Here is a 13,406-nt window from a genome sequence, read left to right as displayed (position 1 = left end):
TTTCACCGGTAGGCTCGCCCCCTCATGAAGGCCCATCAGAAGATGCTCCTCGGGATTTCCGTCGGCGCGGTGGCCGGGCTCGTCTGCAACGCCGTGTTCGGGAGCGCGGACTGGCTCACCTGGACCGTCGAGCACGTCACCAACCCCCTGGGGCAGCTCTTCATCCGCCTGCTCCTGATGCTCGTCGTGCCGCTCCTGTTCTCCGCGCTCGTCGTGGGCGTGGCGGAGCTGGACCTGAAGCAGGTGGGACGGCTGGGCGCCCGCACGCTGGGCTACACCGTCGTCTTCTCCGTCATCTCCGTGCTCATCGGCCTGCTGCTCGTCAACACGCTGAGGCCCGGGGACGGCCTGAGCGACGAGGCCCGCGCCCTGGCCCGCACGGGCACGACCATCAAGCCCGCGCCGCCCCCCGGGGACTCCTCCGCGGGCGCGCTCTTCATGTCCATGGTGCCCACCAACCCGCTGAAGGCCGCGGCGGACGGGGACATGATTGGCCTCATCGTCTTCTCGCTCATCTTCGGCCTGGGCCTGGCGCTCACCCCGGGCGAGCCCGCGCAGCGGCTCAAGGACGTCGTCCAGGGCCTCTATGACGTGATGATGAAGCTCATCGACGGGGTGCTGAAGCTGGCGCCCATCGGCGTGGGCGCGCTGCTGTTCTCCATGACGGCGCGGCTGGGCTTCCACATCCTGGGACAGCTGGCGTCGTACGTGGGCGTGGTGCTGCTGGCGCTGAGCCTCCACATGTTCGTCATGTACTCGCTGTCCGTGCGCTTCCTGGGCGGACGCAACCCGGTGGAGTTCTTCCGCGCCTGCCGGCTGGCCATCGTCACCGCCTTCTCCACGTCCTCCTCCAGCGCCACGCTACCCACCGCGCTCAAGGTCGCGGAGGAGAACCTCAAGCTGCCGCGCAACGTGTCGCGCTTCGTGCTCACCGCCGGCTCCGCGATGAACCAGAACGGCACCGCGCTCTTCGAGGGCGTCACCGTCCTCTTCCTCGCGCAGGTGTACGGCGTGCAGCTGGGCCTGGGGCAGCAGGCGACCATCATGTTCATCTGCGTGCTGGCGGGCATCGGCACCGCGGGGGTGCCGGCGGGCTCCATCCCCGTCATCGCCATGATTCTGGGCATGTTCCACATCCCCGTGGAGGGGCTGGGCCTCATCCTCGGCGTGGACCGCTTCCTGGACATGTGCCGCACCGTGCTCAACGTGACAGGAGACCTGGCCGCCGCGGTGTACGTGTCGCGCGGTGAACCCCCCGACCGGCCGGTCGGCGAGGAGGCGGCGGAGTCCCCCGCGGCCTGAGACAGGGTGTCCCCCCGGTTCCACCTTTGACCGAAGTCCCATTCGCCGTCCCCCGAAGCCAAGGAGCTTCCGCCGCATGAAAATCGCCAACGGTCGCGTCGTCGCGCTCGAGTACCGCCTCCACCTGGGGGACGGGCAGGTCATCGACCAGAGCGCCCCGGGCCAGCCGCTTGCCTATCTGCACGGGCACAAGCAGATCGTCCCCGGCCTGGAGGGCGCGCTGGACGGCCTGGGGGTGGGGGAGAGCAAGCAGGTGGTGGTGAGCCCGGACCAGGGCTACGGCAACCACAACCCGGAGGGCGTGCGCACCGTCCCCCGCAGCATGCTGCCGCCGGGCTTCACGCCCCAGGTGGGCCAGACGCTGATGGCGCAGACGGAGGACGGCAACATCCCCCTGCGCATCCAGACGGTGAACCCGGACTCCGTCGTGGTGGACTTGAACCACCCGCTCGCCGGCAAGACGCTCCACTTCGATGTCACCGTGCGCGAAGTGCGTGACGCGACGCAGGAAGAGCTCACGCACGGCCACGTGCACGGGCCGGGCGGCGCGCACGAGTAACGCCACCGGACGGCACGGAGCGTTTCGTTCCATGGGGGGGCGTGCACTATCTTGCGCCCCCCATGGCTCCTCCCGTCCCGAACCCCAGCCAGCTCCGCGTCCCCCCGCCCGACCCTGGCGCCGTCCCTGACCGGCCCGGCGCCTCCGCGGCCATGGATCCGGAGCTGTACTGGCGGGAGCACGTCTACCAGGGCGGCGCGCGGCAGCTCACCGTGCGCGCCGTCATCGCCGGGATGCTCATTGGCGCGGTGATGTGCCTGTCCAACCTCTACGTCGTCCTCAAGACGGGCTGGAGCCTGGGCGTCACCATCACCGCGTGCATCCTGGCGTTCGCGGTGTTCGGCACGCTGCGCTCGCTGAAGGTGCTGCGCAACGAGTTCACCGACCTGGAGAACAACGCCATGGGCTCCGTGGCGTCCGCCGCGGGCTACATGACGGGCGGCGGCAACATGGCCGCGGTGCCCGCGCTCCTGATGCTCACCGGCACGCTGCCGTCGTCCGGCTGGCTGATGCTGTGGTTCGCCGTCATCTCCGCGCTGGGCGTCTTCGCCGCCATCCCCATCAAGCGCCAGCTCATCAACATCGAAGCGCTCCCGTTCCCCACCGGCACCGCCACCGCGGAGACCATCCGCGCGCTGCACGGCCATGGGGAGACGGCCCGCAACAAGGCGCGGCTGCTGGGCATCGCGGGGCTGGTGGGCGCGCTGCTGGTGCTGGTGCGCGACGCGCGCTTCACCTGGCTGAAGAACCTGCCGGAGAAGGCGAGCCTGCCCTTCACCATCCTGGGCCGCGAGGCCGGCAAGTGGTCGCTGTCCTTCGACTTCAGCCTGCTGCTCATCGGCGCGGGCGCGCTGGTGAACTTCCGCACCGGCTGGTCCATGCTCCTGGGCGCCATCCTCAACTACGGCTTCCTGGCGCCGGCCATGTTCACCCAGGGCGTCATCCCGGAGGTGACGTACAAGGCCATCAACGGCTGGTCGCTGTGGACGGGCTCCGCGGTGCTGGTGTCCTCCGGCCTGCTGTCCTTCGCCTTCCAGTGGAGGAGCGTGGTGCGCTCCTTCTCCGCGCTGGGCTCGCTGGTGGGGATGAAGCCCAAGGAGGGCGCCCGCGAGGATCCGCTGGCGGACATCGAGTGCCCGCCGGCGTGGTTCCCGCTGGGCTTCGCGCTGCTGGGCCCGGTGGCCGTCTTCCTCATGGCCTGGCTGTTCCAGATTCCCTGGTGGGCCGGCGTGCTCGCGCTGCCCCTGGCGGTGGTGATGGGCGTCGTCGCGTCGCGCGTGACGGGGGAGACGGACACCACGCCCACCAAGGCGCTGGGCCCCGTCACCCAGCTCATCTTCGGAGGCCTGGCGCCGGGCAACATCCCCGCCAACGTGATGAGCGCCAACGCCACGGGCGGCGTGGGGCTGCACTCCGCGGACCTGCTCACGGACCTCAAGTCCGGGTGGCTCCTGGGCGCGTCACCGCGTCAGCAGTTCTTCGCGCAGCTGTTCGGCGTGGCCGCGGGCGCTGTCGTGGTGGTGCCCATCTTCAACCTGCTGGTGCCCACCGCGGACGTGCTGGGCTCCGAGCAGTTCCCCGCGCCCGCGTCCATGGTGTGGGCCGGCGTGTCGAAGATGCTCGCCTCCGGTGTGTCCGCGCTGCACCCCACCGCGCGCATGGGGGCCCTGGTCGGCGCGCTGCTGGGCATCTCGCTGGTGCTGCTGGAGCGCTGGGCCCATCCGAAGGTGCGGGCCTTCATCCCCACGGCGGCCGGCCTGGGGCTGGCCATCGTCATCCCCGGCTCCAGCTCCATCAGCCTCTTCGTGGGCGCGGCGCTGGCGGCGCTCGTCAAGCGCCTGAAGCCGAAGCTCGCGGAGGACACGGTGCTGCCCGTCTCCTCCGGCTTCATCGCGGGCGAGAGCCTCCTGGGCATCGCCATCGCGATGGTGAAGGCCTTCGGCTTCATGCCGAAGTAGCGGCGCCTTCCTCAGTCCACCTTGCTGGTGGCCCAGGACAGGCCCGCGACGAAGCGGAAGGTGGGCGTGTCGAGCCCCGCGCCCACGCCCGGGCCACCCATGACGTACAGGTCCAGGCTGGACAGGGCGTGGCGGCGGATGGCGATGAGCAGCTCCGCCCCCACGCGGCCCCCGTCCAGCGGGATGCCCGTGAGCACGCTCACCTCGCCGCGCGTCATCTCCCCGTGGAGCGACGTCACCGTGGCGCCCAATCGCAGCTCATTGCCCACGACGTCGCGCGGGTCGTAGGACACCGGGCCCAGGTCCTGGCGCTTGCGAAGGAAGACGCCGGCCTCGCCGCCCAGCTGGAAGCCCTCGCCCACGTAGCCCAATTGCAGACGCGGCTGCCATGCGTAGTCCTCGTGCGCCAGGGCCTCGCGGCTGCCCACGGGCAGGCCCGCCGTCAGTGCCACCGCCACGTTGATGGGCGCGCCCTTCGACTGCCGGAGCAGCGCCGCCCGGGCATTCAGCCACGGCGTGGCGAGGCCCCCGGATTTCGGCCCGAAGTACTCCAGCGTCGGCTTTCCCCCCTGCGTGAGGACGAAGGGCAGCTCCGCCCCCACCTCCAACCACGACAGCACGCCGAAGCCCACCGTCAGGTGGGCGGTCATCTTGTTCTCGACCAGACCCGTGCCCTCGCCAGGCTCCCACCGTGTCTGGAAGTGCAGGGGCAGTTGCTCGTAGTGGTAGTTCAACCCCACCCGCAGCTGCCCCGCCTCCAGCGTCCGGCCCGTCCCCACCACGAGCGACCCCAGGGCCGCCGGGTCCAGGCGCAGCCGTTGCAGGTCAAACATGGGCAGCGGGCTCTTGGGGCCGCCTTCCTGGGCGTGGGCGGAGAAGGGGAGGGACAGCAGGGCTGCGGCGAGGACCGAGGCCGGACGGAACACGTGACGACTCCCGAGGCGGAGGGACGCGGACTCTAGCCAGAGTCCCCCGCCCCGAAAATCATGCACGGGGGTGTCACCGATTGATGGTTGTCCTACGCAAGAACCGCCGTGTCAGGCCGTGCCGGCCGCCAGGTCCTGCAATTCCTGCCATCGCGTATAGAGCCGGTCCACCTCGGCGGTGGCGGCCTCCAGGGCCTGGTTGACCTCCGCCACCTTGGAGCCCTGGCTGTAGACGGTGGGGTCGGCCAGCTTCGCCTCCAGCTCCGCCTTGCGCTTCTCCGCGGCCTCGATGGTGGCCTCCATGCCGTCCAGCTCGCGCTGGTCCTTGTAGGAGAGCTTCCCGGGCTTCTTCTGCGCGGGCCTCGCGGCGGACTCCTCGCGGGGCGGGGGCTCGTCCTTCTTCGCCGGAGCGGCCTTGAGCGCGGCGGCCTGCGACTGCTCGCGCAGCCGCTTGTACATGTCGTAGTTGCCCTCGTAGCGGGTGACCTTGCCCTCGCCGTCGAAGGAGAGGATGGCGGTGGCCACCTTGTCCAGGAAGTACCGGTCGTGCGTCACCAGCAGCGTGCTGCCCGCGAAGTCCAGCAGCAGGCGCTCCAGGATGTTGAGCGTGACGATGTCCAGGTCGTTGGTGGGCTCGTCCAGCACCAGCACGTTGGCGCCCTCCAGGAACAGCCGCGCCAGCAGCAGCCGGTTGCGCTCGCCGCCGGACAGCGCGCCCACCTTCATGCGCTGCATGGGCACCGGGAAGAGCAGGTCCTCCAGGTAGTCGCGCAGGGCCACCTTCCGGTCCGCCAGCTCCACGTGGTCCTCGCCGTTGGAGGCCGCGTCGTACACCGTCTGGTCCGGGTCCAGCTGGGCGCGCTGCTGGTCGTAGTACGCGACCTTGGTGTTCTTCCCGATGACGAGCTTGCCGCTGTCCGCGGGGATTTCACCCAGCATCACGCGCAGGAAGGTCGTCTTGCCCACGCCGTTGGGGCCCAGGAAGCCCACGCGCTCGCCGCGCTGGAGGCGGAAGTCCACGCCGTCCAGCACCTTGCGGTCGCCGAAGGACTTCTTCAGCCCTTCCGCCTCGATGACGGTGTGGCCCAGCCGGGGCGCCGCCACCACCTTCAGGTCCGCCACCTTGGGACGCTGGAAGCCCTTCTCCGCCAGCAGCTTCTGCGCCCTTTCGATGCGCGCCTTGCTCTTGGTGCGCCGCGCCTCCGGGCCCTTGCGCAGCCACGCCACCTCCTGGGCAATCCAGCGGCCGCGCTTGTGCTCCGCGACCTCCGCGTTCTCCTGGGCGACGAGCTTCTGCTCGACGTAGGCCGCGTAGTTGCCGGGGTAGGAGATGAGCCCGCCGCCGGGCTGGATCTCCACGATGCGGTCCACCAGGTCGTCCAGGAAGTAGCGGTCGTGCGTGACGAGCAGGAGCGCCCCGGGCAGCTTGTCCAGCTCGTCCTCCAGCCAGTCCACGGTGTCCGCGTCCAGGTGGTTGGTGGGCTCGTCCAGGAGCAGCAGGTCCGGGCGCGTGAGCAGGGCGCGGGCAATGGCCACGCGCTTTCTCAGGCCTCCGGACAGCTGCGCCACCGGCCGGTCCCAGTCCTTCACGCCCAGCCGGTCCAGCAGCGTCTTCGCGTGGTGCTCCGTGTCCCAGCCGCCCGCCTGTTCAATCCGGTCACTCAGGGCGGACAGCTGCTCCAGCATCTTCGGGGTGGCGTTCGCGGGGTCCGCCTCCATCCGCCGGGACAGCTCCGTGTGCGCCGCCAGCGCCTCCTTGAGCGGCGCCTGGGACACGGCGAGCTCGCTCGCCACGGTGGCGCCCTCGGGGAACTCCGGCTCCTGGGGCAGGTAGGTGACGCGCGCGCCCCGGCGCAGCTGCAGCTCGCCCAGGTCCGGCTTCGCCGCGCCGGCCAGTATCTTCATCAGCGACGACTTGCCGGAGCCGTTGACGCCCACGAGCCCCACGCGCTCGCCCTCCTCGATGGTGAAGGTGAGGCCCTCGAAGACGGTGCGGCTGCCGAAGGCGAGCTGGACGTTGGCGGCGCGAAGCAGCGTCACGGGACGAGACCTCCTCGAAGGGGCACGGCGAAAAGCGGTGGGGGGGATAAAGCGAAAGGGCGCCCCCCATTGAAGCGGGGAGCGCCCTTCCTACTGCCAGAGCGGCGTCTGGGACACCCGGACTACTTGCGGGCGGCCTGCTCCGCGGCCTGCTTCTCCTTGTACTGCGCCATCAGGGCCTCCGCCTCGTTGCGCGGGACCGGCATGTACTTGGCGAACTCCATCGTGAACTCGCCCTTGCCCTGGGTCGCGGAGCGCAGGTCGGTGGAGTAGCCGAACATCGTGTTGAGCGGCACTTCCGCCACGGCCGTGACGTAGCCCTCGGCGGTGCCCGTCTCCAGGATGGTGCCGCGGCGCTGGTTCAGCTGGCCGACGACGGAACCCTGGAAGTCTTCCGGAGCCGTGACTTCCACCTTCATGATCGGCTCGAGGATGACCGGCTTGGCGGCGGCGTAGCCCTCGCGGAAGCCCATGATGGCGGCCGTCTTGAACGCCATTTCGGACGAGTCCACCGCGTGGAACGCGCCGTCGTTGATGACCACGCGCAGGCCCACCACGGGGAAGCCGATGAGGCTGCCCTTCTTCACGGCCTCCTGGAAGCCCTTGTCGCACGCGGGGATGAACTCGCGCGGGATGGAGCCACCGACGATGTCGTCCACGAACTCGTACTGCTGCACGGCGTCCGAGGGCAGGGGCTCCACGTAGCCGCACACGCGCGCGAACTGACCCGAACCACCGGTCTGCTTCTTGTGCGTGTAGGCGAACTCGCCCTTCTGGGAGATGGTCTCGCGGTACGCCACCTGCGGCTTACCGGCGACCACCTCGCAGTTGTACTCGCGCTTCATGCGCTCGATGTAGATCTCCAGGTGGAGCTCGCCCATGCCGCTGATGATGGTCTGCGCGGACTCTTCGTCACGGCGCACGCGGAAGGTGGGGTCTTCCTTGTGGAAGCGGTTGAGCGCCTTGGAGAAGTTCGCCAGCGTGTCGCGGTTCTTCGGCGTGACCGCCAGCGAGATGACCGCGTCCGGCACGAACATGGACGTCATCGTGTACTGCACGGTGCCGTCGGTGAACGTGTCGCCGGAGGCGCACTCGATGCCGAACAGCGCGACGATGTCGCCGGCCGTGGCCTCGTTCACGTCGTGCATTTCCGACGCGTGCATGCGGACGATGCGCGGAACCTTGACCTTCTTCTGGTTCACCTGGTTGATGATGAAGTCGCCCTTGCTCACCTTGCCCTGGTACACGCGCATGTAGGTGAGCTGGCCGTAGCGACCGTCTTCCAGCTTGAACGCCAGGCCGACGAAGGGCTTGGTCGGGTCCGACTCCAGGATGACCTTGGCCTCGTTGTTCTTCTGGTCGAGCGCCTCGTTGGTCGCTTCCTTGGGGTTGGGCAGGTAGCTGCACACCGCGTTCAGGAGCAGCTGCACGCCCTTGTTCTTGTACGCGGAGCCGCACATCACCGGCGTCATCTTCAGCGCGATGGTGGCGCGGCGCACGGCGGCGCGGAGCTGCGCCTCGGTGATGGAGGCCGGGTCCATGAGGAAGGCCTCGCCCAGCTCGTCGTCGACGTTGGCGATGCCCTCGATCATCTCGTCACGGCGCAGCTTCGCCTCGTCCAGCATGTCCGCGGGGATGGCCTCCTCGCGGATGTGCTCGCCGTTCTCGCCGTCGAAGTAGAACGCCTTCATCGAGAGCAGGTCGATGAGGCCCTGGAAGCGGTCCTCCGCGCCGATGGGGTACTGGAGCTTCACCGCGTGGTGGCCCAGCTTCTCCTTCAGCTGCGCGGCGACGCGGTCGTAGTTCGCGCCCGAGCGGTCCATCTTGTTGATGAACGCGATGCGCGGAACCTTGTAGCGCTTCATCTGGCGGTCCACCGTGATGGACTGCGACTGCACGCCCGACACGGAGCAGAGCACCAGGATGGCACCGTCGAGGACGCGGAGCGCGCGCTCCACCTCGATGGTGAAGTCCACGTGTCCCGGCGTGTCGATGAGGTTGATGTTGAAGTCGCCCCACATCGCGTACGTGGCGGCGGACTGGATGGTGATGCCCTTCTCACGCTCCAGGTCCATCGAGTCCATGACCGCGCCCACGCCGTCCTTGCCGCGGACCTCGTGGATCTCGTGGATCTTGCCCGTGTAGAACAGGATGCGCTCGGACAGCGTCGTCTTGCCCGAGTCGATGTGGGCGGAGATACCGATGTTACGAATCTTCTCGATGGGTACGTTGGAGGCCACGATCCGGTCCTTCTTCGATTGAAAAAATTGCCTGAGGGAACAGAGCAGGCGGGGCCCTTACTTCCCACAGGACCCAGTTACCAGACAAATCCGCATGACGTGGGGCGTACATCCGCCTACGTTCCGCCCGTCCCTGTTCCGACTGAGGTCTCATAACAATGAGCGCGAGCGAAAACTTCTCCCTGGCCCGTGCATGGCTCAAGGCCTTCAACGCCCACGACGTCACCGCCCTGGTTTCGCTGTACGCGGAGGATGCAACACACACCTCGCCCAAGATTCGCGTCCTGCACCCGGAGACGGGCGGGCGCCTGGTGGGCCGGCCGGCCCTGGAGCGGTGGTGGAGGGACGCCATCGCCCGGCTGCCGGGGCTGCGCTACGAGGAGACGGCCCTCACGGCGGACGGGGACCGGGTGTTCATGGAGTACCTGCGCCACGCGCCCAACGAGGCCCCCCTGCCGGTGGCGGAGGTGCTGGAGGTGAAGGGCGGGCGCATCGTCGCGTCGCGCGTCTACCACGGCTAAGGTGCCCCCATGGCGAACCCTCCCAACAGCTTCGACCGGGACTTCGGATACCTGCTGCCCTTCATGGACAAGGTGGCGGCCGCCGCCTCGAACCTGCCGGACGCGTCCGCCCGCGAGGAGCTGGTGCGGCTGATGGCGGAGGAGAAGGTCCGCTGGGAGCGCATCCGCTCGCTGCTCCAGGGCGCCCCGGGACGGGGCGGCGCCTCCACGGGGGCTGCCTCCACGCCGTCGGCCTCGAAGGGTGCGCCGCCCGCCGTCGCGCCCCCGCTGGCCCGGGTGTCCGGGGACGGGGTGAACCGGGTGGCCCGGCTGGAGTCGGGCCTCACCGTGGGCAGCCTCAAGGACTCGCGCTAGGTCCGTTGGATCAGGCGCTGCTGACGCGGACCTGATCCAGCGCGTCGTAGGTGGCGGCCTTGTAGGCCTCCGACAGCGTCGGGTAGTTGAAGCAGGTCTCCACGAAGAGCTGCGCGGTGGAGCCGGTGAGCAGCGCGGTGAGCCCCACGTGCACCAGCTCCGAGGCCTGCTCGCCCAGCACGTGCACGCCCAAGAGCTTCATGTCGTCGCGGTGGAAGAGCAGCTTCAGCAGGCCCTGCCGCTCCCCGATGATCTGCCCGCGCGGGTTGGTGTCGAAGGTGGCGCGGCCGACGACGTAGGGGATGCTGCGCGTGCGCAGGGACTCCTCCGTGTCGCCGGCCATGGACACCTCCGGGATGGTGTAGATGCCGTAGGGCAGGATGGGCGTGAGGGTGCGCTTGCCCGGGCCGAAGGCGTGCTCCACGGCGATGCGGGCCTGCTCCATGGACGTGGAGGCCAGCGCCGGGAAGCCGATGACGTCTCCCACCGCGTAGATGTGCGGCACGGCCGTCTGGTACGCGAGCCCCACCTCAATCTGCCCGCGCTTGCCCTGCTTGATGCCCAGCGCCTCGATGCCCAGGCCCGCGGTGTTCGACGTGCGGCCGGACGCGACCAGCACCTGGTCCGCCTCCAGCACCTCGCCGGTGGACAGCTTCAGGCGGATGGGCTCCGCGTGTGACTCCGGGACGTGCGCGGACTCCACCGTCTGGCCCAGGCGCAGCCGCACGCCCAGCGTCTCCATGCAGTCGCGCAGGAGCTGGCCGATCTCCGCGTCCAGGAAGGACAGGAGCTCGTTCTTCACCTCCACCAGCGTCACCGGGATGCCGAGCGCGGCGAACATGCACGCGTACTCGCAGCCGATGACGCCGCCGCCCACCACCACCAGCGTGCGGGGCAGGGTGGTGATGTCGAGGATCTCATCCGAGTCGTGCACGCGCGGGTCCCCGAAGGGGTACAGCGGCGGGCGGTAGGGCGTGGAGCCGGTGGCGATGAGGACGGTGCCGGCGGTGAGCCTCTCGACCTCCGCGCCATCGCGCTTCACCGCGACGGTGTGCGCGTCCAGGAAGGCGCCGGAGCCCTGGAACACCGTCACGCCGTGGCGCTGGAGGTTCCTGTGGATGCGCTCGCGCTCCATCTGCTTCACGCGGCGCTCGCGGAAGAGGAAGTCGGAGACGGTGGCCTCGTGGCGCAGCGTCGCGTCCACGCTGTAGAGGCCGCGCGCCTTGAAGCCGGACAGGTGCAGCGCCGTCTCGCGCAGCGTCTTGGAGGGAAGGGTGCCGGTGTTGGCCGCGGTGCCGCCGAGCACGGGCTCCCGCTCCACCACCGCCACCCGCTTGCCCGCGAGCGAGGCCTGTACCGCGCCCCATTCCCCCGCGGGGCCAGAGCCGATGACCACCAGGTCGAAGTCCGCCATGGGCGCACCCTAACCCCACCGTGGGGAGCAGGGCACCGGGAAGTCACACCCCGGCCGTGTTCTCCCGCGCCTTCCACGCAGGGCCAGCGCTCAGGCGTCCTCGGACTCGCTGACGGGGCCCGAGGGAGCACGGCCGGTGTAGCGCAGCTTCTCGCGGACCTCCGCGTCGGTGAGGAGCCGGAAGCCGCTCTCGGGCAGTCCCTCCAGCGTGATGTCGCCCACGGCCTCCCGGTGGAGCGCGCGGGCGGGCAGCCCCACGGCGCCCAGCATGCGCTTCACCTGGTGGTGGCGGCCTTCGGTGAGCGTCACCTCCACGGTGTGCTCGTCGCGCACGCGCACGACGGCGGGGCGCGCGGGGCCATCATCCAGCGTCATCCCCTGGCGCAGCGGTTCCACCTTCGCGTCGTCCGCGACGCTGAACACCGTGGCCACGTAGCGCTTGGGCAGGTTCGTCTCCGGGGACGTGCAGTGGGCCACCAGCTTGTCGTCGTTGGTGAAGAGCAAGAGGCCCGTGGTGTCCACGTCCAGCCGGCCCACGGCGTGCCAGGTGAAGCGGTTCAGCTCCAGGGGCAGCTGGGGCAGCAGCACCTCGAACACGGTGCCCGTGCGGTGCTGGCGCGCGGTGGAGGTCAGCACGCCCGCGGGCTTGTGGAAGGCCAGCACGTGCGTGGGCACCTCCTTGCGCACCGGCAGCCCGTCCACCTTGATGACGGCGTCGGGCGGCACGGGCGTCAGCGGCGTCGTCGCCACGCGGCCGTTGACGCTCACGCGGCCCGCCTTGATGGCGGCCTCCGCCTCGTCCTGGGGCATGGCGCCCGCGCGGGCGAGCGCGCGGGAGAGCCAGTCCGGCTTCTCCTTGCCCTCCCAGCGGTTGGGGCGGGGCGGGGACTTGGGGGGCCGTTCGGGCTTGCGAGGCATGGGCGCGGCACCATAGCCGCGCTCGGGCGGCGGCGTGCTGGGAGTTAGCGCCGGACCGGTTCGTCCGGATCCTCGCCCTCGGCGGTGCCCGGCGTCGGGCCGGGCTCGTCGCCGTTCGCCATGCGGTGGGACTCCTCCTCCAGCCCGCCGTCCTCCGCCGTCCCGGGCGTGCGGCCGGGTTCCTCGAAGACCTCCTCGTGGGCGGGCGCCTGACGGCCAGGGCCGGGCTCGCTGCCTCCCACGATCATCGACTCATAGGGCATGTGGTTCACGCGGTGCTCCTTCCCGAAGGGTTTCGATGGTTCCGGGAAAGGTAGCGACGCGCGCGAATCCCGCCGCGCGCGGGAGGGGCGTCCCCCTGCCTGCTCAGGTGTCGTCCTCCGGCGGCCCGCCCTCCTGGGGGAAGTGCTTGCGCACGGTGTGCAGCGCGGCCAGCCAGAGCCGGGCCTCGTTCCGGGTGAGCCGGGAGCGGCGCAGGGGCGCCACCAGGTCCCGCACCGCCGTGCGTCCGGGCTGCTCATCCACGAGGAAGCCGCCCGTGGTCAGCAGCGCCTCCAGCGTGGCCTCCACGCGGGCCAGCTCCGCGTCCGTGGCGGCCAGGGGCAGGGGGCCCGGTGGCGGCGCGGTGTCCGCGAGGTGGGCCATGCGGACCTCGTAGGCGTAGAGCAGCACCGCCTGCGCCAGGTTGATGGAGGGCTGCTCCGGCGCGGTGGGCACCGCGGACAAATCATGGCAGCGCTCCACCTCCGCGTTGGTGAGGCCGCTGCGCTCGTCCCCGAAGACGAGCGCCACCGGCCCCTGCTTCGCCCGCGCCACCAGCTCCTCGCCCACGGCCCGGGGCGACAGCCGGCGCTTGCCCTCCACCTTGCGCGAGCTGGTCCCCACCACCCAGACGCAGTCGGACACCGCCGCGTCCAGCGTGTCCGGCCGCTTCACCCCACCCAGCACGTCCTCCGCGTGCACCGCCAGCCGGTGGGCCGGGCCCAGGTCCTCGACCTCTGGCGTCACCCAGGCCCAGTCGGACAGGCCGCAGTTCTTCAGGGCGCGGGCGGCGGCGCCCAGGTTCTCCGCGTTGCGCGGGCGCATGAGGACGAATCGGACGGGCAGCACCATGGCCGCGCACCCTAAGCCGTCGGACACGCGGTCTGTCCACCTGGATGAGAAGGTGAGAACG

Annotated in this window: 12 protein-coding genes; 5 read left to right on the top strand and 7 right to left on the bottom strand. The window is 70.1% G+C overall.

What is annotated here, in order from left to right:
* Positions 1-24: 24 nt before the first annotated feature.
* The 3 genes from NR792_RS15085 (at position 25) to NR792_RS15075 (ending at position 3,819) form a co-directional block, all read left to right on the top strand.
* A complete protein-coding gene (locus NR792_RS15085; protein WP_375760725.1) occupies positions 25-1,302 on the top strand; it encodes a dicarboxylate/amino acid:cation symporter in 1,278 nt (425 codons plus the stop codon).
* Between the two features lie 76 nt (positions 1,303-1,378).
* Positions 1,379-1,861: a peptidylprolyl isomerase gene (locus NR792_RS15080; protein ID WP_375760724.1), complete on the top strand. Its 483-nt coding sequence runs from the start codon at positions 1,379-1,381 to the stop codon at positions 1,859-1,861.
* Between the two features lie 62 nt (positions 1,862-1,923).
* The gene (locus NR792_RS15075; RefSeq protein WP_375760723.1) at positions 1,924-3,819 is read left to right on the top strand and encodes an OPT family oligopeptide transporter; all 1,896 of its coding nucleotides are present in this window, start codon (positions 1,924-1,926) and stop codon (positions 3,817-3,819) included.
* Between the two features lie 11 nt (positions 3,820-3,830).
* Here the strand turns inward: NR792_RS15075 and NR792_RS15070 are convergent, their stop codons facing one another.
* From NR792_RS15070 to fusA, 3 genes are all read right to left on the bottom strand, one after another.
* Positions 3,831-4,652: a flagellar motor protein MotB gene (locus tag NR792_RS15070; protein WP_375760722.1), complete on the bottom strand. Its 822-nt coding sequence runs from the start codon at positions 4,650-4,652 to the stop codon at positions 3,831-3,833.
* A gap of 204 nt (positions 4,653-4,856) precedes the next feature.
* Positions 4,857-6,785, bottom strand: a complete 1,929-nt coding sequence (locus NR792_RS15065) for an ABC-F family ATP-binding cassette domain-containing protein (protein ID WP_375760721.1) — start codon at positions 6,783-6,785, stop codon at positions 4,857-4,859.
* 122 nt (positions 6,786-6,907) lie between these two features.
* Positions 6,908-9,025: an elongation factor G gene (gene fusA / locus NR792_RS15060; protein ID WP_375760720.1), complete on the bottom strand. Its 2,118-nt coding sequence runs from the start codon at positions 9,023-9,025 to the stop codon at positions 6,908-6,910.
* Between the two features lie 158 nt (positions 9,026-9,183).
* Here fusA and NR792_RS15055 point away from each other — a divergent pair, with 158 nt between their 5' ends.
* Both NR792_RS15055 and NR792_RS15050 read left to right on the top strand, forming a co-directional pair.
* Positions 9,184-9,546: a nuclear transport factor 2 family protein gene (locus tag NR792_RS15055; RefSeq protein WP_120548854.1), complete on the top strand. Its 363-nt coding sequence runs from the start codon at positions 9,184-9,186 to the stop codon at positions 9,544-9,546.
* Between the two features lie 9 nt (positions 9,547-9,555).
* The gene (locus tag NR792_RS15050) at positions 9,556-9,900 is read left to right on the top strand and encodes a hypothetical protein (protein WP_375760719.1); all 345 of its coding nucleotides are present in this window, start codon (positions 9,556-9,558) and stop codon (positions 9,898-9,900) included.
* A gap of 10 nt (positions 9,901-9,910) precedes the next feature.
* On the opposite strand, the gene sthA is transcribed toward NR792_RS15050, so the two are convergent.
* From sthA to NR792_RS15030, 4 genes are all read right to left on the bottom strand, one after another.
* Positions 9,911-11,314: a Si-specific NAD(P)(+) transhydrogenase gene (sthA, locus tag NR792_RS15045; protein WP_375760718.1), complete on the bottom strand. Its 1,404-nt coding sequence runs from the start codon at positions 11,312-11,314 to the stop codon at positions 9,911-9,913.
* Positions 11,315-11,404: 90 nt separating this feature from the next.
* On the bottom strand, positions 11,405-12,232 hold the full coding sequence (locus NR792_RS15040; protein ID WP_375760717.1) for a pseudouridine synthase: 828 nt from the start codon (positions 12,230-12,232) through the stop codon (positions 11,405-11,407).
* Positions 12,233-12,276: 44 nt separating this feature from the next.
* The gene (locus NR792_RS15035; RefSeq protein ID WP_375760716.1) at positions 12,277-12,504 is read right to left on the bottom strand and encodes a hypothetical protein; all 228 of its coding nucleotides are present in this window, start codon (positions 12,502-12,504) and stop codon (positions 12,277-12,279) included.
* Between the two features lie 94 nt (positions 12,505-12,598).
* Positions 12,599-13,345, bottom strand: coding sequence for an RNA methyltransferase (locus NR792_RS15030; protein ID WP_375760715.1), 747 nt, complete (start codon positions 13,343-13,345; stop codon positions 12,599-12,601).
* Positions 13,346-13,406 lie beyond the last annotated feature (61 nt).

Origin of the sequence: Corallococcus exercitus, from assembly GCF_042231735.1 — a bacterium.
In the GTDB taxonomy this organism is placed as follows: domain Bacteria; phylum Myxococcota; class Myxococcia; order Myxococcales; family Myxococcaceae; genus Corallococcus; species Corallococcus exercitus_B.
The sequence above is the reverse complement of the archived record's forward strand: the minus strand, read 5'-3'. Positions and strand labels throughout refer to the sequence as shown.

Coding starts and splice junctions, on each gene's coding strand:
- NR792_RS15055 (WP_120548854.1), top strand. CDS start 9,184: ATGAGCGCGAGCGAAAACTTCTCCCTGGCCCGTGCATGGCTCAAGGCC.
- sthA (WP_375760718.1), bottom strand. CDS start 11,314: ATGGCGGACTTCGACCTGGTGGTCATCGGCTCTGGCCCCGCGGGGGAA.
- NR792_RS15040 (WP_375760717.1), bottom strand. CDS start 12,232: ATGCCTCGCAAGCCCGAACGGCCCCCCAAGTCCCCGCCCCGCCCCAAC.
- NR792_RS15075 (WP_375760723.1), top strand. CDS start 1,924: ATGGCTCCTCCCGTCCCGAACCCCAGCCAGCTCCGCGTCCCCCCGCCC.
- NR792_RS15050 (WP_375760719.1), top strand. CDS start 9,556: ATGGCGAACCCTCCCAACAGCTTCGACCGGGACTTCGGATACCTGCTG.
- NR792_RS15085 (WP_375760725.1), top strand. CDS start 25: ATGAAGGCCCATCAGAAGATGCTCCTCGGGATTTCCGTCGGCGCGGTG.
- NR792_RS15080 (WP_375760724.1), top strand. CDS start 1,379: ATGAAAATCGCCAACGGTCGCGTCGTCGCGCTCGAGTACCGCCTCCAC.
- NR792_RS15030 (WP_375760715.1), bottom strand. CDS start 13,345: ATGGTGCTGCCCGTCCGATTCGTCCTCATGCGCCCGCGCAACGCGGAG.
- NR792_RS15070 (WP_375760722.1), bottom strand. CDS start 4,652: ATGTTTGACCTGCAACGGCTGCGCCTGGACCCGGCGGCCCTGGGGTCG.